19 protein-coding genes and 4 tRNA genes are annotated in these 18,857 nt (G+C 47.9%); 7 read left to right on the plus strand and 16 right to left on the minus strand.

Annotation, left to right across the window (positions count from 1 at the left end):
- Nucleotides 1-25 precede the first annotated feature (25 nt).
- The 11 genes from rplJ to BUQ91_RS11365 form a co-directional block, all read right to left on the minus strand.
- A complete protein-coding gene (gene rplJ / locus BUQ91_RS11315; protein ID WP_014545988.1) occupies nucleotides 26-559 on the minus strand; it encodes a 50S ribosomal protein L10 in 534 nt (177 codons plus the stop codon).
- A gap of 8 nt (nucleotides 560-567) precedes the next feature.
- The gene (rplA, locus tag BUQ91_RS11320) at nucleotides 568-1,254 is read right to left on the minus strand and encodes a 50S ribosomal protein L1 (RefSeq protein ID WP_014545989.1); all 687 of its coding nucleotides are present in this window, start codon (nucleotides 1,252-1,254) and stop codon (nucleotides 568-570) included.
- A gap of 40 nt (nucleotides 1,255-1,294) precedes the next feature.
- The gene (gene rplK, locus BUQ91_RS11325) at nucleotides 1,295-1,720 is read right to left on the minus strand and encodes a 50S ribosomal protein L11 (RefSeq protein ID WP_014545990.1); all 426 of its coding nucleotides are present in this window, start codon (nucleotides 1,718-1,720) and stop codon (nucleotides 1,295-1,297) included.
- A 31-nt stretch (nucleotides 1,721-1,751) separates the two neighbouring features.
- Entirely contained in the window at nucleotides 1,752-2,291 is a 540-nt protein-coding gene (gene nusG / locus BUQ91_RS11330; RefSeq protein ID WP_072829995.1) for a transcription termination/antitermination protein NusG, read from the minus strand.
- A gap of 3 nt (nucleotides 2,292-2,294) precedes the next feature.
- Nucleotides 2,295-2,483, minus strand: a complete 189-nt coding sequence (gene secE, locus BUQ91_RS11335; protein ID WP_014545992.1) for a preprotein translocase subunit SecE — start codon at nucleotides 2,481-2,483, stop codon at nucleotides 2,295-2,297.
- A gap of 19 nt (nucleotides 2,484-2,502) precedes the next feature.
- Nucleotides 2,503-2,575 (minus strand) — tRNA-Trp (locus BUQ91_RS11340).
- 12 nt (nucleotides 2,576-2,587) lie between these two features.
- Complete coding sequence (gene rpmG / locus BUQ91_RS11345) at nucleotides 2,588-2,740, minus strand: 50S ribosomal protein L33 (RefSeq protein ID WP_014545993.1); 153 nt, start codon at nucleotides 2,738-2,740, stop codon at nucleotides 2,588-2,590.
- A 12-nt stretch (nucleotides 2,741-2,752) separates the two neighbouring features.
- Entirely contained in the window at nucleotides 2,753-3,937 is a 1,185-nt protein-coding gene (gene tuf / locus BUQ91_RS11350; protein ID WP_074209359.1) for an elongation factor Tu, read from the minus strand.
- 23 nt (nucleotides 3,938-3,960) lie between these two features.
- Nucleotides 3,961-4,032: transfer RNA gene (locus BUQ91_RS11355), tRNA-Thr, on the minus strand.
- 42 nt (nucleotides 4,033-4,074) lie between these two features.
- A tRNA-Tyr gene (locus tag BUQ91_RS11360) sits at nucleotides 4,075-4,157 on the minus strand.
- A 9-nt stretch (nucleotides 4,158-4,166) separates the two neighbouring features.
- Nucleotides 4,167-4,239: transfer RNA gene (locus BUQ91_RS11365), tRNA-Thr, on the minus strand.
- 406 nt (nucleotides 4,240-4,645) lie between these two features.
- Between BUQ91_RS11365 and BUQ91_RS11370 the strand changes: the two genes are divergently transcribed.
- The 6 genes from BUQ91_RS11370 to ahcY all read left to right on the plus strand — a co-directional run bounded on the left by BUQ91_RS11370 (nucleotide 4,646) and on the right by ahcY (nucleotide 13,369).
- Nucleotides 4,646-5,059, plus strand: coding sequence for an acyl-CoA thioesterase (locus tag BUQ91_RS11370; protein ID WP_074209360.1), 414 nt, complete (start codon nucleotides 4,646-4,648; stop codon nucleotides 5,057-5,059).
- Nucleotides 5,060-5,077: 18 nt separating this feature from the next.
- The gene (locus tag BUQ91_RS11375) at nucleotides 5,078-6,373 is read left to right on the plus strand and encodes a replication-associated recombination protein A (protein ID WP_074209361.1); all 1,296 of its coding nucleotides are present in this window, start codon (nucleotides 5,078-5,080) and stop codon (nucleotides 6,371-6,373) included.
- Nucleotides 6,374-6,416: 43 nt separating this feature from the next.
- Nucleotides 6,417-8,132 carry a DUF4153 domain-containing protein gene (locus BUQ91_RS11380; RefSeq protein WP_074209362.1) on the plus strand — a complete coding sequence of 572 codons (1,716 nt, stop codon included), beginning with the start codon at nucleotides 6,417-6,419 and terminating at the stop codon, nucleotides 8,130-8,132.
- Nucleotides 8,133-8,135: 3 nt separating this feature from the next.
- The gene (locus BUQ91_RS11385; protein WP_074209363.1) at nucleotides 8,136-9,986 is read left to right on the plus strand and encodes a DUF4153 domain-containing protein; all 1,851 of its coding nucleotides are present in this window, start codon (nucleotides 8,136-8,138) and stop codon (nucleotides 9,984-9,986) included.
- A gap of 7 nt (nucleotides 9,987-9,993) precedes the next feature.
- Complete coding sequence (locus tag BUQ91_RS11390; protein ID WP_074209364.1) at nucleotides 9,994-11,703, plus strand: DUF4153 domain-containing protein; 1,710 nt, start codon at nucleotides 9,994-9,996, stop codon at nucleotides 11,701-11,703.
- Between the two features lie 205 nt (nucleotides 11,704-11,908).
- Nucleotides 11,909-13,369, plus strand: a complete 1,461-nt coding sequence (gene ahcY / locus BUQ91_RS11395; protein ID WP_074209365.1) for an adenosylhomocysteinase — start codon at nucleotides 11,909-11,911, stop codon at nucleotides 13,367-13,369.
- Between the two features lie 78 nt (nucleotides 13,370-13,447).
- Here ahcY and BUQ91_RS11400 read toward each other — a convergent pair whose 3' ends face one another.
- The 3 genes from BUQ91_RS11400 to BUQ91_RS11410 all read right to left on the minus strand — a co-directional run bounded on the left by BUQ91_RS11400 (nucleotide 13,448) and on the right by BUQ91_RS11410 (nucleotide 15,612).
- Complete coding sequence (locus BUQ91_RS11400) at nucleotides 13,448-14,710, minus strand: TonB family protein (RefSeq protein WP_074209366.1); 1,263 nt, start codon at nucleotides 14,708-14,710, stop codon at nucleotides 13,448-13,450.
- Nucleotides 14,711-14,811: 101 nt separating this feature from the next.
- Entirely contained in the window at nucleotides 14,812-15,003 is a 192-nt protein-coding gene (locus tag BUQ91_RS11405; RefSeq protein WP_074209367.1) for a hypothetical protein, read from the minus strand.
- 84 nt (nucleotides 15,004-15,087) lie between these two features.
- The gene (locus tag BUQ91_RS11410) at nucleotides 15,088-15,612 is read right to left on the minus strand and encodes an adenine phosphoribosyltransferase (RefSeq protein WP_083601265.1); all 525 of its coding nucleotides are present in this window, start codon (nucleotides 15,610-15,612) and stop codon (nucleotides 15,088-15,090) included.
- 208 nt (nucleotides 15,613-15,820) lie between these two features.
- Here BUQ91_RS11410 and BUQ91_RS11415 point away from each other — a divergent pair, with 208 nt between their 5' ends.
- Nucleotides 15,821-16,210, plus strand: a complete 390-nt coding sequence (locus BUQ91_RS11415; protein ID WP_074209369.1) for a cupin domain-containing protein — start codon at nucleotides 15,821-15,823, stop codon at nucleotides 16,208-16,210.
- Between the two features lie 52 nt (nucleotides 16,211-16,262).
- Here BUQ91_RS11415 and BUQ91_RS11420 read toward each other — a convergent pair whose 3' ends face one another.
- Together BUQ91_RS11420 and BUQ91_RS11425 are read right to left on the minus strand one after the other, a co-directional pair.
- Entirely contained in the window at nucleotides 16,263-16,892 is a 630-nt protein-coding gene (locus BUQ91_RS11420) for a helix-turn-helix domain-containing protein (protein WP_175566630.1), read from the minus strand.
- A 96-nt stretch (nucleotides 16,893-16,988) separates the two neighbouring features.
- Nucleotides 16,989-18,680, minus strand: coding sequence for a vWA domain-containing protein (locus BUQ91_RS11425; protein ID WP_254842339.1), 1,692 nt, complete (start codon nucleotides 18,678-18,680; stop codon nucleotides 16,989-16,991).
- Between the last annotated feature and the right edge of the window lie 177 nt (nucleotides 18,681-18,857).

Consider the following 18,857-nt stretch of genomic DNA (forward strand, 5'->3'; position numbering starts at 1 on the left):
AAAATTTTTGGTTTGTGGTTTGTTGTTAAGCTTCCGCTGCAGCAGGGGCTGCTTCGGAACCCGATTCTTTTTCCAGTTTTTCCTGGAGGGTCTTGAGCTGACCGGCAATCGTGGAGCCCGGTCCGAGAGCGATGGAGACGATCATTGCGATCATGCCCTTACGATCCGGAATCTTAGAGAGGTTCACGACTTCGGAGCCCGGCATTGCCTTGCCATCAAGGTAAATGCTCTTGGCAACCAAGAAATCAGGGTTTGCTTTGTGGAATGCTTCAATTTCGCGAGCCGGCAGGAGCGGGTCTTCTTCGAAACCGACCATCACAGACGTTGCGCCAGTGAGGGAGTCGTTGAGACCTTCAACCTTGAGAGCTTCGAGCACGCGCTTGAGAAGAGTGTTCTTCACAGCGTGGTACTTGACACCCTTAGCAGCGAGGGCCTTGCGGAGGGCATTGTCCTTATCGACAGTGATGCCCTGGAAATTGAGCAGATAGACGGCGGTAGCGCCCTTGAAGGACTCGACGAGCGCGTCCACGGTCTGTTGTTTTTTAACTACAGCTTTCATGGTTTCTCCTAGCGCGTCAGTGCCATATCAAGTTTGATGCCCGGGGCCATCGTAGCCGTCAAAGTGAGGCTCTTGATGTAAGTGCCCTTAGAAGATTGAGGCTTGTTCTTCACAACAGAGTCGATAACAGACTTCGTGTTTTCAACGAGCTGATCGGCAGTGAAGGAAAGCTTGCCAACCGGAGCGTGGACGTTAGCGCCCTTGTCAACGCGGTAGGAAATCTTACCGGCCTTGAGTTCCTTGACGGTCTGAGCGACGTTAACAGTCACCGTACCAGCCTTGGGGCTCGGCATCATACCACGAGGACCGAGGACACGTGCGACCTTACTAATCACCGGCATCATGTCGGGAGTAGCAACGACGGCGTCAAAGTCCAGCCAGCCTTCCTGAATCTTCTGAACCAAGTCGGCACCACCAGCGTAGTCAGCACCTGCGGCTTTGGCAACTTCAAGGTTGTTATCCTTGCAGAACACCAAGACGCGGACCTGACGACCGGTACCATGCGGAAGCACGACTGTGCCACGAACCACTTGGTCGGAATGTTTTGGGTCCACACCGAGATTGAAGTGTACTTCGACCGTCTGGTCGAACTTCAATTCGGACTTTTTGAGTATTTCGATTGCTTCCTTCAAATCGTACGCTTTGGTGCGATCGAAAGATTCAGCAATCTTTTTGTATTTTTTTCCTCTGAACATGAAATTTTCCTGTCAGATACGTAACGGTGAATTACCTGCCTCAGTCAACCACTTCAATACCCATGGAACGAGCAGTGCCCGCAACCATGCGCTTGGCGGCTTCGAGGTCGATTGTGTTTAGATCCGGCATCTTCTTTTGGGCGATTTCCGTGATCTGGGCTTGAGTGATCTTGCCAACTTTCTTACGGTTGGGTTCACCAGAGCCACTCTGCACGCCAGTAGCCTTCTTGATGAGGGCCGGAACCGGCGAGACCTTCGTGATGAAGGTGAAGCTCTTGTCAGCGTAGACCGTGATGACAACCGGCACAATCATGCCCTTGTCGTTCTGGGTCTTAGCGTTAAACTGTTTGCAGAACTCCATGATGTTCACGCCCTTCTGACCAAGGGCAGGACCTACCGGAGGAGCTGGGTTAGCTGCGCCACCGGGAATCTGGAGCTTAATATAACCTGTGATTTTCTTTGCCACTGTATTATCTCCGTTTCAAAGACCGTATCAATTATGCGTCGGCGGATTCGACCTGGTTAAAGGCGAGTTCGACTGGCGTAGAACGACCAAAAACGGAAACCATGACCTTGATCTTGGCTTCCATAATTTCATCTACGACGCCCACAAAGCCCTTGAAAGGACCTTCCTTGATGCAGACATTTTCGCCAATTGTGTACGGAATTTGGATCTCGCCTTCAATGGAGTTTTCAGGATCAACACCCAGAAGACGATCGACCTCGCTCTGACGAAGCGGAATAGGTACTCGAGAAGCGCGAGTCATTCCGCCGAAATGGGTGACACCATTGATGGTGGACACCAGGTGCTGGGTGAGCTCGTCCAGCTCCATTTCAATAATAATATATGCAGGAAACAAATTTTGGACGCTAACACGACGCTTACCGCGAACGTTGGAAACAACTTCGCGGATAGGTACGAGTATACGTCCAAATTTATCTTGAACGCCTTCGCGCTCAATCATTTGCTCAAGGCGTTTCTTGATATTGTTTTCTTGACCGGTAAAGGTGTGAACTGCATACCACTGCATGGCCATACATTAACCTCTACCCATAATGAAATTTACAATCCAAGAGAGCACAAAATCGAGCCCTGCAATATAGAATCCCATGATAACGCTGAAAAGCATTACAACAAGAGTAGAACCCTTAAGTTCTTCCCAGGTGGGCCAAGTAACCTGTTTCAGTTCTTGGACAGATTCTGATACATATTGCTGAACCTTACGCATTTTTTCTCCGGGAAGTGAGCAGGTCGAGAGGGACTCGAACCCCCAACCAACGGTTTTGGAGACCGTGACTCTACCAATTGAGCTATCGACCTATTCGGACTTCCTTACTTGGATTCCTTGTGAACAGTATGCTTGCGGCAGAAGCGGCAGTACTTCTTGTATTCCACGCGGGAAGGATGAAGACGCTTGTTCTTGTCGCAATCATAGTTGCGCTGATTGCATTCTGTGCATTCAAGCACGATGAGTTCTCTAGGCATTTTTTATCCTGATTACTTGATGATTTCGGTTACAGAACCTGCACCAACCGTGCGGCCACCTTCGCGGATAGCGAAGCGGAGCTGCTTTTCCATAGCGATCGGAGCAATGAGGTTCACGTGAATCGTGACCGTGTCACCCGGAGTAACCATTTCAACACCTTCCGGGAGCTGGATCGTACCAGTAACGTCGGTGGTGCGGAAGTAGAACTGCGGACGGTAGCCATTCATGAACGGCGTGTGGCGGCCACCTTCGTCCTTCGTGAGAACGTAGATTTCAGCCTTAAATTCGGTGTGCGGAGTGACAGACTTCGGAGCTGCGAGCACCATGCCACGGACGATGTCCTTCTTTTCAGCGCCACGGAGGAGGAGGCCAACGTTGTCACCGGCCTGAGCGTCATCGAGGAGCTTACGGAACATTTCAACACCGGTAATGACGTATTCGGTGGTTTCACCGAGACCGATACGTTCAACCTTGTCGTTGAGGCGAACGACACCGCGTTCGATACGGCCAGTAGCGACAGTGCCGCGGCCAGTAATCGTGAACACGTCTTCGATCGGCATGAGGAACGGCTTGTCGGTATCGCGCTGCGGGAGCGGGATGTAGGTGTCGCAAGCGTCCATGAGTTCCATGATCTTGTCCTGGTATTCCGGATCGCCTTCGAGAGCCTTGAGTGCGGAACCACGGATGATCGGGGTGTTGTCACCGTCATAGTCATACTTGGAGAGGAGTTCGCGAACTTCCATTTCGACGAGGTCGAGAATTTCAGCATCGTCAACCATGTCGCACTTGTTCATGAACACGACGATCTTCGGCACGCCAACCTGGTGAGCGAGAAGAATGTGTTCGCGAGTCTGCGGCATCGGACCATCAGTAGCGGCAACAACGAGGATAGCGCCGTCCATCTGAGCAGCACCAGTCACCATGTTCTTCACATAGTCAGCATGCCCCGGGCAGTCAACGTGTGCGTAGTGACGGTTAGCGGTGGTGTATTCGACGTGAGAAGTATTGATCGTGATACCACGAGCCTTTTCTTCCGGAGCGTTGTCGATTTCATCGAAACGCTTTGCAGCGGCGAGACCCTTAGCAGCGAGAGTCGTGCAGATTGCTGCAGTAAGAGTGGTTTTACCGTGGTCAACGTGACCGATGGTGCCGATGTTGCAATGCGGCTTACTTCTGTCAAAATGTTCTTTTGCCATTATTCTATCTCCATTTTAGTGAGAGCCCAGATCGGGAGTCGGACCCGAGACCTCTTCCTTACCAAGGAAGTGCTCTACCACTGAGCTACCTGGGCATAAGCCCTACGATGCCTTAGACACCGTAGGGCTGATTGTCGTGGGCCGTCGTGGTTTCGAACCACGGTAGGCGTAAGCCAACGGATTTACAGTCCGTCCCCTTTAACCACTCGGGCAACGACCCATTATGTAAAGCCAAAGATAGGAATCGAACCTACGACCGGCTGATTACAAATCAGCTGCTCTACCAGCTGAGCTACTTTGGCGCTTCTCGCCTCAGTTCACTTGAGGAACTAAAGCGTGGCAAATTTAATAAGATTTACCTGGTCTTGTCAACAAGAATTGCGTTTTTTCTTGAAAAAAATTGAAATTTTTCAAAATACACGTAAACAAACTAGCGTAAAGAGTGTTAGTTGAGTGTTGATAGATTTTTAAGTGAAAAAATGAGCACTATTTTTAGTAGTTTTTAGTCATTAGTTATTGGCCATTAGCTATATTTTGTTTAGTTATTAGTAGTAAGTCTTTAGTTATTAGAAGAGTTTATATCAAAATGCTTTAGCAACCATCGACCAACGACCATTGACTACTGACTACTGACTATTGACCAATGACCAAATTCTAATTAACTACTTTATACAACCGAACTTATACCCACCCTCTATATAATTACACATGGAAAATAATTTTTCTTTCAAAACCCGCATTCAAGTCCGCTACGCAGAAACTGACGCCATGGGCGTCGTACACCACGCCACCTACCCCATCTGGTTTGAACAGGCCCGTGTTGACTTTTTCCGCGCTGTAGGCGCCCCCTACGACGAAGTGGAACGCGAAGGGTTTGCAAGCCCAGTCCTCGAATTGAACGTGCAGTACAAGCGCCCGTGCCGTTTTGGCGATTTTGTCGATGTCGAAACAAAGCTCGTGCACGACGGACGCTGCAAATACAAGTTCCTTTATCAAGTCACCTTGAACGGCGAACTTTGCACCACAGGCTACTCCGTACACGTATTCACGAAAGGCGGAGTCCCGACACGCGACAAGCCCGAATGTATCAAGAAAGTCGAAGACAAAATCTTTAGCGACTAATTTTTATATAGTATAATCATGGACGCCCCCTTAGCAGAACGCCTCCGCCCGCAAAACTTGGACGAGTTTCTTGGCCAGAACAAGATTCTCGGCCAGCAGAGCTTGTTACGCAAGAGTCTCGAAAACGACTCGATCCCCAGCATGATTTTCTGGGGCCCTCCGGGTTGCGGAAAGACTAGCCTCGCACACGTCATCAAGCAACACACCAAGAAGCGTTTTGTTGCGCTTTCGGCAGTTGCAAGCGGAGTGAAAGAGGTCAAGGAAGTTCTCGCAGATGCTCGCCAGATGAAGCACGCGTTCATGGACACGATTCTCTTCATCGACGAAATCCACCGCTTCAACAAGGGGCAGCAAGACGCATTGCTCGGAGCTGTGGAAGATGGCACGGTGACGCTCATCGGTGCGACCACGGAAAACCCGGGTTTCGAAGTGAACGGAGCTTTGCTCAGCCGCTGCCAGCTGATTTTGTTCGCACCGCTCAGCAAAGAAGACTTGCGCACTTTAATTTTTAGCGCATTGCGGGACCATCCTCGCGGCCTCCAGCTCAAAGATGTAGAAGTCGAAGACGCCGTTGTCGACAAGCTCATTGCACAGTCCGAAGGCGATGCAAGATTTTTGCTGAACCAATTGGAATGGATTGGCAAGAACCTCGGTGACAACAAGAAAATCGACGAAAAGTTGCTCGAGGAATTCCAGTACAAGAAGCCGTTGCGCTACGACAAAAGCGGCGAAGAGCATTACAACCTGATTTCGGCATTGCACAAGTCCGTGCGCGGTTCCGACCCGGATGCGGCACTTTACTGGATGCACCGTATGCTGCAAGGCGGCGAAGACCCGCGATTCATTTTGCGCCGCCTGATGCGCATGAGCATGGAAGATGTGGGACTTGCAGACCCGAACGCGCTCTTGCTTGCAACAAGCGCCCGCGAAGCGTACGATTTTATGGGGATTCCGGAAGGCTTGATAGCACTCGACGAGCTCGCCGTTTATTTGGCGCTTGCACCCAAGAGCAACAGCCTCGAACTTGCCGGCATGAAGGCCGACGCCATCGTGAAGCAAACGGGAACGCTCCCCGTGCCACGCGCGTACCGCAATTCCGTGACCCGCGTCGGGAAGCAACTCGGCTACGGGAACGGCTACGAATACGACCACGACAGTCCGGGCGGCTACTCCGCGCAGGAACACCTGCCCACGCAACTTGTCGGTACAACGATTTACGAACCCAAGCCCTACGGGCGCGAAAAGGCACTCGGCGAACGCCTCGCGCAGTTGAAGCAACTTAAAAAGGAACGCAACGAGCGCGAAGGGAAGTAGTTCGCGGGAATCGCGGGCATGACAAAGAACTTGGAGGGATAAAATGGACTTAACAGCAATCAAGAAATACCCGAGCCAAATCTCGACGGCATTCAAGCGGTTTCCGCTCGCAGCGGCGTTTGCCATTTTCGCGACAATCGCATTCATCTACGTTTATGAAAGCGGTCACTCACCAACGGAATATAAATTTTCTCACTGGCTAATGATCTACCCGATTGCAGCTTCAATGATAGCACTTTCGGTTTCGCTCGTCCAGGAATCCCGAAAAAAATTCAGCTTCCTCCCCCATATCATCGCCGGAGCCCTTTGGCTTGCCATTTCCATCGCTCTCGTTCTTTACTTTCCGAAAAACTCTAACGATATCGGACGGACGTATGTCGGAATGACATATTCGTTTATCTACACAACCGCGTTCTTGAGCATTTTCGTAGCACCATTCTTCAAACAAAAAGACGAAAACGGATTCTGGGTATTCTTAATGAAGAATGCCAAAGCCGCTGTCGTCGCTACCGCCATTTCCGTAGTTCTGCTCATCGCTATTGACGGCCTCCTATTCGGATTCTTCAACCTATTCGACATTAAAGTGTCTGCAAGACCTTTCGTTTATTCGGCGATTATCAGTTCATGCACCATATTCCCCATCTTGTTCTTCTCCGGCATCCCTTCCATTGACGAGAGCCTGCAAGAAACACCCGCTTTGAACAAATTCCAGACTAGCACGAACAAGTTTATCTTTTTACCTGTCGTCTCACTCTATATTTTACTTCTTTACGCCTACATTGCAAAAATCATCATCCAATGGGAAATGCCCAAAGGAATGGTCTCCTATCTCGTTTCGGCATCCATGTTGCTCATGCTTCTGCGAGTCACTCTGATGCTCCCCGAACGCATCAATCCCAAGCAATCCTTTGAGAGCAAGCTCCTGAAAATTCTCCCCGCCGCCTGCATCCCCCTCGTCATCTTGATGTCCGTCGGCATTATACGCAGAATCTCCGATTACGGGATTTCAGAAGACCGCTATTACATTGCTGCCATCAACATCTTCTACTATGCCATTATCGCCATTTTGCTCATTGACAAAATCAAGTGCAAATCGAGATTCATCGTCATCGTCTTCTGCAGCATGTTCCTCATCGCCACAAACGGCCCGCTGAGCGCTATCAATGTCACGCACCGCATTTGGATGGGAAGCATCAAGGACGCTCTCGCCGAAGAAGGCTATAACAAGTTTCCGCTAAGCAAGGAAGAAACTGTAGAATTCGCAAGACGCGTCCAGGACAAGAGTGACCACAAAACAAACATCGCCACTTCACGATTGGAAATTCTCAATTCCAGACACGACAAAGAACTCGCACAGAACATTCCCAATGGAGAGCCTCTCATCCTGATTTCCAGAAAATCTTCAACAACAGAAGAAGTCAACGAGTTCCTTATCAGCGCCTATATAAACAATTCCAAAAACAGCTACTTTGAGATTCCTAAAAACGCAACCCAAGTAAACCACTTTTACAAGACCTTCAATAAAGAAGATTACAAATTCCAGAGCGACACGCTATTTTTCCAATTCAAACCTAAAAAGCTAGACAAGACCTTCCACTTCTTTGTCACGAAGCTGGCACTGGAGCAAAAAAGCGTGCGATTCCTCGAAACCGAAGGTGCCAAAATCGGCGTCGAAAATTTGGACTTGACTTTATACAAGAAAGAAGAAAAAGTCAAGCACAATTACTTTAGTATCCGTGGTATCCTTTTCCTGGAGTAAATCATGGTCTTAGCCGCAATCAAGAAATACCCGAGCCAAATCACGAGCGCGTTCAAACGTTTTCCAACCGCATCGGCGTTTACGTTTCTCATATTCATCACGCTCGTCATCGAAACGAACTTGTTTTCGCTATTTGACAAGGTCTTTGGCGATAACGCCATCAAGTTCTTTACATGGCTTGCCATCTACCCCATCGCCGCTTTAATCATCTCCCTCACGACATCGCTCGTGCAGGAATCCCGGAAAAGCACGGACTGGCGGCCCCAAGCCATCGCGAGCGGCTCATGGTTCGTACTTTCCTTAACGCTAGTATTTGCACTATTCGACAAAAGCGGCGATTACCTCATCTATTTCGGAAGCGCAATCACCCTCGTCTATATAATTGCATCCTTGGGATTTTTCTTTGCGCCATTCTGGAAGGAACGTAATGAAAACGGAGTTTGGAACTTTCTACAGAAGAGCTTCAAGGCGGCTGTCGTCGCCATACTCGTCTCGGCCATTTTGCTCGGCGCTATCGAAGGTTTTGTCTTTGGTTTCGAACAACTGTTCGATGCCGACTTTGACAGCGACTTCACCTATCTCAACATATTCTATTTCTGCGCAAGCGTAGTCGCTCCCATACTTTTCTTCACCAAAATCCCCTCCATCGAAGAATGTCTTGACGAATCCCCCACCTTGAGCAAGTTCGCATCGAGTACCATCCGCTTCTTGTTCATCCCGGTCATCACCATCGGCACACTCCTCTTCTACGCTTACATTCTCAAGTTTATCGCCTTATGGAACATGCCAGGCGAAACACCCTCTTACTTTGTCATTAGTTTCATGATTTACATGCTCGTGCTCGTGACCGTCATGTACCCAGTCCGTCTCACCGCCGAACAGACCTTTGAAAAACGCTTCATCAAAATAATCCCTGCCGCTTGCCTCCCCCTTGTCATCTTGATGTCCATCGACATCGACAACTCCATAAGCGCATTCGGCATCGACACAGAATATATCTACGCCATCGCACTCAACATTTATTTTTACGCCATCATCGCCATATTGCTCATCGAAAAAATCAGCCGCAAGATGCGATACATCGCCATCGTTTTCTGCGCCATGTTCTTTATCCTCACGCAACCACCGTTTAGCGCATCCAACATAAATGACCTCATCTGGGAAAGCCGTATCGAGAACGCGCTTGCCGCACAAGGCTACAGCAAGTTCCCGCTGAGCGAAGAAGACACCAAGAATTTTATTTTCAAGCTCAAGGAAAGCAAAGACCCCGAATCGCAAAGGACGCTTGCACGATTGATTTCGCTCGAAGAATCGAACAACATATTTGTCATCACGCATTTTTCCACAAGCAAAATGTCCCTGAGCGACCTCAAACGTTTGCACCGTGAAGCATTCGAAAAGAGCAATTGCTGCGACAAAGACTCCACAAAAAAATTTGAATCTTTCGAAGCCGACATAAGACACCCCAAGAACGAAGGCGTCGATATTCCCAAGGGAGCAAAGGAAGCCATCAACCTCGACCTCGATTTCAATAGGGACGATTTCAAGTTCGAAGGCGACACCCTCGTCTTCTGGCTATCGCTATTCGATAACGACTCCACCAAAACAGGGAAAGGCAACACAGCAAACAAAACAAGCAAGGCGGATTCCACAAAATCCGATAAAGATGCCAACGAGAAAGATTCAAAGTACAAGACTTACACTTTCAGAATCACTAAGCAAGAACTGATGCAGGACACGCTAAAAACCATCGTAAACGACAGGGTCACGCTCAGCATCAACAAACTGCACGCTGAACAATGGTCCGAAAAAGGGCGTTCGCTCCGCATCGAAGGGATACTGTTTATAAAGTAGAGCAAAAATGCAGAAAATACTAAAAGAATACCCAAGCCTCATTCTGAACGCATTCAAGCGGTTCCCGGTTGCGTCAGCATTTGCGATTGTCACATCCTTCGCACTTATCTTTAGCCTTGACTTCATCAATGGCAAGAATCCTTGGCTTCAGTTCTGGTTCATGGTTTATCCCGTCGTGGCGATGTTCATCTCGCTCACGACATCGCTCATCCAGGAATACAAGAAAAATAATAGTGATAAACCCCAGAGAATTACAGGCATCGCATGGCTAGTTATTTCAGTTGCACTATTGCCTATTATAAGCATATTTGCTAGCGACGGTTTCGCTCATGGGAAAAGTTTCATAGCATCAGCCCTTGCCCTATACATTACCGCATTCATGGGTCCATTCGTTATTCCATTTTTTAAACAAAAGAACGACAACGCTTTCTGGATATTCCTACACAAGAACATGGTGGCGTTATGTACCGCCGTGGTTGTCACCATTTTCTTGACTATCGCTATAGAAATCCTAATTGTCTTTTTTGTCATGCTACTCGGCATCAATACCTATGACCTAAATGTTTATGCATTCATCTTCTGCATAGCCACCGTATTGCCCATACTGTATTTTACCAATATTCCCACAATTGACGAATGCATAGAAAAGACACCCTTGGAAAGCGAATTTGCAACAAGCAAATTCAGATTCCTGTTCACACCGATTTTCACACTTTCCATCCTCCTCTTTTACATCTACATCGTCAAGTTCATCGTCCAATGGGAATTGCCCCACGGAATGATATCATACCTAGTTTCAGTATCCATGTTTTTCATGATCGCGACCATCACAGAAATGTACCCGGCGCATTTAAAAACAACCGCAACAATCGAAAAAAAGCTATTAAAAATATTCCCCATATTCTGCATACCCCTTGTGGTACTAATGTCCATCAGCATTCTCCGCAGAATCTCCGACTATGGGATTTCAGAAAACCGCATTTATGTGATCGTTCTCAATATTTACTTTTATATTGTTATCGCAATTCTTCTCATAGATAAGATAAAGTGCAAGTCCAGGTATCTCGCTTGCATTCTTGGCATCGGTTTCCTGATTCTCACTATAGGACCGCTAAGCGCATCGAATATTACATACCACGTCTGGTCCAACGGTATAAAAACCGCCATTGAAAAAGAAGGTTTCAGCAATCTGCCGTTGAGCAAAGAGGAAACAAAGATATTTCTCACGGCACTCCAGAAAAAAGACGACCACAAGTCCGCACTCACTCTATCACGCATTTCATTCTTCGAACAATATTCAACCAAAAATCTAGGGAAGTTTTTCTTTACAGATGATGTATTGGATTTCGACAAAATACGTGACGAAGCCAAAGGCAAGGTAAGACCAAAATCCCCGACTACACTACATAGCGTAAACATCTACGGACATGTTGACGACATTTTCGAAATACCGAAGAATACAAGCAAGGTTATCCCGCTAAACATGCATTTTGACAAAGATGATTTCAAGGTGCAAAACGATTCTCTCTTTTTCCAAGTAAAGGTAAAAAGACTCGACAAAACTTTTCAATTCGCCGAACCAATCACGGACAATCCCACATCCTTCAGCACCAATGGCGCGATACTCATTATTAAACAATTTTTTCTGCTCGTACGGGATACCAATGGTGAAATCTCCTCAGATTTTACGCTCAAAGGTTTCCTATTCATGGAATAGGAGCAATTCACAGCCTTCTCTGTCACCCCGCACTTGTTGCGGGGTCGCCTATATATCTGAGATTATAAAAGACTTTTCAGCACTTTCAGCGACATAATCGGCTTGACTTATTCTATGCATATAACTATATTTACGCATAAATAAGGGTGCGCGGATTCTCATCGCCATCTAAACGGCCGCAAAACCGCGCCAAAAGGAATAAACTATGGAATACAAAATTAAAGATATCAACCTTGCTATTGAAGGCCGCAAGGAACTCGATTTGGCCGAAACTGAAATGCCGGGCCTGATGGCTCTCCGCAAGGAATATGCTGGCAAGAAACCGCTCGCTGGCGCCCGCATCATGGGAAGCCTCCACATGACCGTGCAGACCGCTATCCTCATCGAAACGCTCGTGGATCTCGGCGCCGACGTGCGCTGGGTGAGCTGCAACATCTTCAGTACGCAGGACAACGCCGCCGCCGCCGTGGTGGTGGGCAAGAAGGGTACTGTGGAAAATCCGCAGGGCGTGCCTGTGTTCGCCTGGAAGGGTGAATCCTTGGAAGACTACTGGGAAAACACCGCCCGCGCCCTCGTGTGGCCCGACGGCAAGACCCCTGATCTGATCGTGGACGACGGTGGCGACGCTACCATGCTCGTGACCTGCGGTGCCGAATTCGAAGACGCGGGCAAGGTGCCTGAATTCAACCCGGCCACCGACAGCGAAGAATGGGGCGTGTTCCTCGCCACCTGCAAGAAGATTTTCGAAAAGGATCCGAAGCAGTGGACCCGCGCTCGCGAAGCTTTGAAGGGCGTTTCCGAAGAAACTACGACCGGCGTGCATCGCCTTTACCAGATGGCCCAGGCTGGCCGCCTGAAGTTCCCGGCCATCAACGTGAACGATTCCGTGACCAAGTCCAAGTTCGACAACCTCTACGGCTGCCGCCACTCCCTCATCGATGGTATCAACCGCGCCACTGACGTGATGATGGCTGGTAAGATCGCAGTCGTCTGCGGCTACGGCGACGTGGGTAAGGGCTGCGCCCAGTCCCTCCGCGGTCAGGGCGCCCGCGTGATCATCACCGAAATCGACCCGATTTGCGCTCTGCAGGCCGCTATGGAAGGCTACGAAGTCAAGACCCTCGACGAAGTCGTTAGCTACGCCGACATCTTCGTGACCACCACCGGTAACACCGGCATCATCAGCGCCGCTCAGATGGAAAAGATGAAGAACCGCGCTATCGTGGGTAACATCGGTCACTTCGACAACGAAATCGATATGGCCGGTCTCAAAAAGATTCCGGGCATCAAGCGCAACGAAATCAAGCCGCAGTACGACGAATGGATTTTCGCCGATGGTCACAGCATCCTTATCCTCGCTGAAGGCCGCCTGCTGAACCTCGGCTGCGCTACTGGTCACCCGAGCTTCGTGATGAGCGCAAGCTTCACGAACCAGACCATCGCTCAGATCGACCTCTGGCTCAACGCTCAGGGCAAGCAGACAGTCGCTGGTATCAAGTACGAAAGCGGCGTCGTGTACACGCTCCCGAAGATTCTCGACGAAAAGGTCGCACGCCTCCACCTCGAAAAACTCGGCGTTCACCTCACCCGCCTCACGCAGGCTCAGGCCGACTATATCGGCGTGCCGGTCGAAGGCCCGTACAAGGCTGATCACTACAGATACTAGACGAGAGAACGGCGCTAACGCGCCTACAGACGAAAGAAAATATCCCCGTGCAATTTAAAATGCGCGGGGATTTTTTTCCTATAGAATGGAAAATCCGAACGTAAGCGGAATCGTCACCTTCGCGTTCCCGGACTCCACCTCGCCAAACGTCATCTGGCCAACATAGTCCCTGATCGCATTATCGAATTCCTCGTAGCCGGTCGAGGAATAAGCGACGGTTGGACGGGCAACTTCACCGCTCGGGGCAATCTCAAATCTCAAGACAACGCGGCCTTTGAATCTGGGTTTCTTCTTCAAGAACTTGTTGTAAATGTGTTCCAATCCTGGCGACCGCTGGCGCATGGTTTCCGCAACATCTTCGGCGGAACGTGAACCGCGCACCTTAACATCTTTTGTCCACAGAAACTCGACCCAGCCGAAAGCCTTAGCTTTATAGTCCTTCATCCTGCCAGCCGACTCCGTAAAAAACTTATCGCTAAATTTTTTCGAAATTTTCTTCCTGACAGTCTCCTCCATTATACTCGGGCGTGTCTCAACAAGCCTTAAATCACCGCTAGGATTAATCTTTGGACGCTCTAAACCGGACAACCGGTAAATTTCTTGATGGGCCCATTCCATTGCACTAATGCGAAAAGCTTCATCCAGTTCATAAACATCGACCCAGACGTACTTGAATCCTATTTCCTTCAACGCAGTTATCAAGGGGGTCAATTCATGGAACCTATTCTGCCTAAAGAAACTGCCATCGATGCATAAAGTAATCCTGTCAGCGTCCCACCTGTCAGCATACGCCTCGCGAACACGAATCAATGTGCTGACAATAACATCAAACGCAGAAAGCGGAGCGATAGCGGCATCTCCCCGCCATATCCTTCGCATAGAATTCGGGGAAAGCGTAGCAAGCGAATCCCCTTCGGCAGGCAATTTCAAATCCCTCGGCGGAATCACGCCCAAGTCACCCTCCCCCTCCATGCTGAGAAAATCGCCTTTGCCATCAACATAGACGCTATCCGGCGTCGCGACCAGTGCCGAATACATATAACGGGGGAACGGATAATAGACCGCCCAAAGGAGACGCCCCGGATCCTCTTCGAAATCCTTCTCGATTGCCGCATAGCGATGTGCGTACGGATAATCAAGAACCTTATAATACACACTCGGGATAGGAAACCAGCCAAGGGCACCGACAACAAGATAGTCATCGCGCACGTTGACGTTAAGCATCAGGTCCTGCTCCCAGCAGTGGCCATAGCCAAAGCAAAGCGACACCACAACCGCAAGGGCAAAGAGGAGCCGACTCTTTTTGCTCAATCCGTTTTCGTTACAAGCAAATTTACTCATAGGACTTTATGCTAAATATAAAGCAAGCCATTACAAAAACCAAGCAAAAAAAAAACGTTTTCCTGCCAATTTTCAAAAACTAATCAGCGCGGGAATTTTTATTACCTATTCCATCCGGAATGCCCTTCGCCATAGGCAACGCCACCGCCATTGTCATCATAGCCGCCCAACGACGAAGTGCTTTTCACGCCGAGCCAACCGCGCATTCTCTTAATCCGTGCGGAATCTTTTGCGACTTCAGCACTCGCGTTCCCTTGCAAGTCGGAGTTCTTTTTATCAGGATTCTCAGCCATGTCATAAATCTCCTGCAAGAATTTTCACCCTTGTAAAAATATAGCTATTTACGAAAAAGCCAAAAACAGACAACATCTTAAAAATCAATGACCCGAGAACTGAGTCAACGATTCTACGCGATATCCCGAAAGAACATCACGTCCTTTAAGATCGGTAAGTTCTATAATAAAAGCACAACACTCCACTTTGCCGCCCACTTTTTCGATAAGATGTATCGCAGCCTGCGCGGTGCCGCCAGTAGCAAGCAAGTCATCGATAATCACAACGCGTTCACCCGGCTTAACGGCATCTTTGTGAATTTCAATGCAAGCCGTACCGTATTCCAAATCGTACGTGATACCAACAGTTTCACGCGGGAGTTTCCCTTTTTTGCGCACAGGCACAAACGGTTTGTGGAAATGTTCTGCTATTGAAACGCCGAAAAAAAAGCCACGCGCTTCAAGCCCAGCAACAACATCAAACTCAACCTTTTCGAGCCTTTCGTAAAGGCTATCGAGTGTCAACTTGAGCGCATCGGCATTTCCCAAAATTCCAGTAATATCGCGGAAAAGAACACCCTTCTTTGGAAAATCAGGAACAGAAATAATATAGTCTTCAATTTTCATGATGTACCCTCCAACTTTATATTTCAATAATAACATTTTTATAGAAGTAAGCACCAAACACCCTCAGTGTTATGCCTAGATTTTTTTCGCAATTTTATACAATTTTTTCAGAAAGTCCTTTTATAAAATACAGGTACAAACACGGCGCAGTTTCGACAAGCATCGCAAACTTTCAAAGTTGCGCTACACATTCGAATAAAAGGACAACTTCATGGAAAAAGAACTTTTTGAAAAATTCAACAACGGCGAACTCAGACTCCCCTGCAATACGAAAGCATTCAAGGATATCGCTTGGAGCAAGCACCCAACTTTTGAAGGCGTAGAACTTAAGCATATCATTACATCGAAAGAAACTGGCGGCACATTCAGCTATCACCTCGTACGCATTGCACCGAATAAAAGCATCAAGAATCACATTCACGAAACGCAACTCGAAACTCACGAAATCATCGCGGGGAGCGGCGTGTGCATAAATGACGGCATCAAACTCCATTACGTCCCAGGCGTGATTTCGATTATGCCAGCGAAAGTTCCGCACGAAGTAAATGCAGGCGACGAAGGACTTTATTTGTTCGCGAAGTTCATTCCCGCGCTATGTTAAAGATGGCGCCCCGGAACAAGTCCGGGGGTGACAAAGAGGCCGTCATGACGATTTAGGCATTATTTGATGCAGGTTTCACTGCCCGCTTATATTCTTTAGGCGAGAGCCCAACTAATTTTTTAAAGCAACGGTCCATGTGACTTTGGTCGTAAAATCCGGCATCGTAAGTCACTTCGGACGCGCTTCTTTCGGCAAGCAGTTTTTGCGCCTTGCGAACTTTGCATTGCATCTGGAACTGGTGCGGCGTAAGCCCGAATGCTTTCTTGAATTCACGAATCATGTGGAACGGGCTGATGCAAGAATCATGCGCCATCTGTTCAATCAAATAGACATTCTCGGGCTTTTCGAGAATACTTTTTCGCAACTCATTCAAGCGAGCAACAGCATTTTCATAATCGACCGCGCATTCCGATTCATCGACTTTTATGCACATCACCACCATCGAATAGCTTTGCCCATCGATTGCCTTAATTTCGTGCAAAACATCTGGCGGAATCTGGAACTTATCGCCGGCACTGTAAATTTCCGCAACCCCGTTCATCACCAAGCAAACCGATCCTTCTTCGATGTAGCCAACCGTCAAATGATCCGTATGCGTATGCGACAGATACGACTTGGTCCAATCCTTGTAACGGACACATTCAATTTCATCATTCTTTTTGCTGTACGTAATCTCAGACATACCGCGCAAATTATAGAAAATGCTCGCTTTCGCGAGCATAATACTTTTTATCCGTCTTAATTTATCTTTCATATATATCGTTCGTTAACCACCTCCTTATTTTACATATTTCTTGATAAGCCTAATCATGATATCCGTAAGGCTTTCCACATTGTAATTACCTACAGACGCCTTGATGTGGGAATTGCCGATACCACTGTCATCCGTGAGGAACACATAGGAGCCGCCCGTCGCAACATCAAAGAATCTCAGCATAAATTCCGTATCCTTATCCACACCGCTTGCAGCTACCGGAATCAACTTGATGCCATGTTTTGCATAGAGCATAATAGATTCCTGAAGGCTTTCAATGACACCCGTCTCATGGTGCGCAGGCGCATCGAGAATAAGGAATGCAATACGTGCGCGAGCCGATCTATTCCAAGAAAGATCCTGCAACGAGGCTTCAAGCGCAGAATGAACAGCTTCGGGATAATCACCACCGCCAGAAGCACTCTGCTCAGAAACAAAATCCTGTGTTTCAGAAGCATCATCAGTGAAGTCGCTAGCACGTGTCAGATAAGCATCACCTTCATCACGGTAAAACAGAGCTGCCGTGCGCAAAGCCACCTTACTTTCCGAACTTGCATGGTCAATAATGTAACTGAGATCGGACTTGAGGAATTTAATTTCATCGCTCATCGAACCCGTCGCATCTACGATGAATGCAACATCGGCTTTGGCTTTCGGATGTCTGATTTCATCATCGACAACAACGTTTACATTTAATTTTTTATCATCCATGGTAGTGAGCTTAATCGATTCCTTGACCCAATCACCATCGACTTTCAGCGAATAATCCTTGGCTTTAAGCTTTTTGGAGCTATCCTTGAACAAATTAATCCAGCAATATGCATACCCGGCATTATCCGTCTTGGTTGTAAACTCTATAGCATTACTGTTAAATAGTTCCACATCGACATTTGCGATACCGACTCTGTTACCATCAACCACTTTTACCACTACGAGGTTTTTCGGGAAAAAATCCCAGTAATCGGTTTTTCCACTGAAATCATCATCATCGAGAAGATTTGTCCAAAATTTCCAATTGTCCAAATCATTCCATTCGCCAGCCGTGAGAAGTCCCGCCCTTCGACTTTCATTCCTGCCGCTGCGCCTTCTTCTATAAGTCGGCTCATCGTCACGTTCAACGACTCGTTCATGGCGTTCAGAGACTCGGACCTTGCTTTTTCTTGAAGACGGTTCATCACGAGAAACCGACATATCATAAGATTTTAACGATCTTCCAGTTTTCGCTTTAGAAGTTTTTATACCTGAAGCGCTCCCTCCAAGCAGTCCCGCTAAACCATCGCCAATACCGCCTGAACCAGCAGCAACATAACCTTCGTTAAAACCGCCAGATCCACGTCTTCCGCCAAGCACTGTTTTTCCCGATGTAGAAAGACCGCTTACGCTTTTCATTACTTTATCTATATCTTTTGCAAATTTAGCTTCTCCAGAAACAGGTCTTGAAGCCATCAATTTTAGCACACCGCGATCGACAGGCGCCGCCTTTGGCATCCCTTTAGAGCCATGTTCCTCCGCTCGTTCCAACCTTGGGCCGTCATCTTTGACAGTGTACACAGTTGCAACTTCCACGCGTCCGTCATCGGACTCATCGACACTGGTGGCTTTATTGTCAGTTGTTTTTTCATGATCGCTACCACCGCAGAAAAATACACACAGCAATGTGCCAGTTACCGCAATCACAGCAATCAGAGCGAACAGTTTGTATTTCATGTTTTTCATGATGTCCTCCTTGTTTTTTCTTTCAAACTAGCACATTCGATTTTGCGAAACCAACGATTTTGCAAAGAAGGCAGATAAATGATTTTTACAATTTTCATTGTAATTTTTTTGTCATTTAATTACACAATTCCTTTACACAAACAACCCCCTAGCAAAGTGTCTCCAAATTATCTATTT

Origin of the sequence: Fibrobacter sp. UWB11 (assembly GCF_900143015.1) — a bacterium.
Taxonomy (GTDB): domain Bacteria; phylum Fibrobacterota; class Fibrobacteria; order Fibrobacterales; family Fibrobacteraceae; genus Fibrobacter.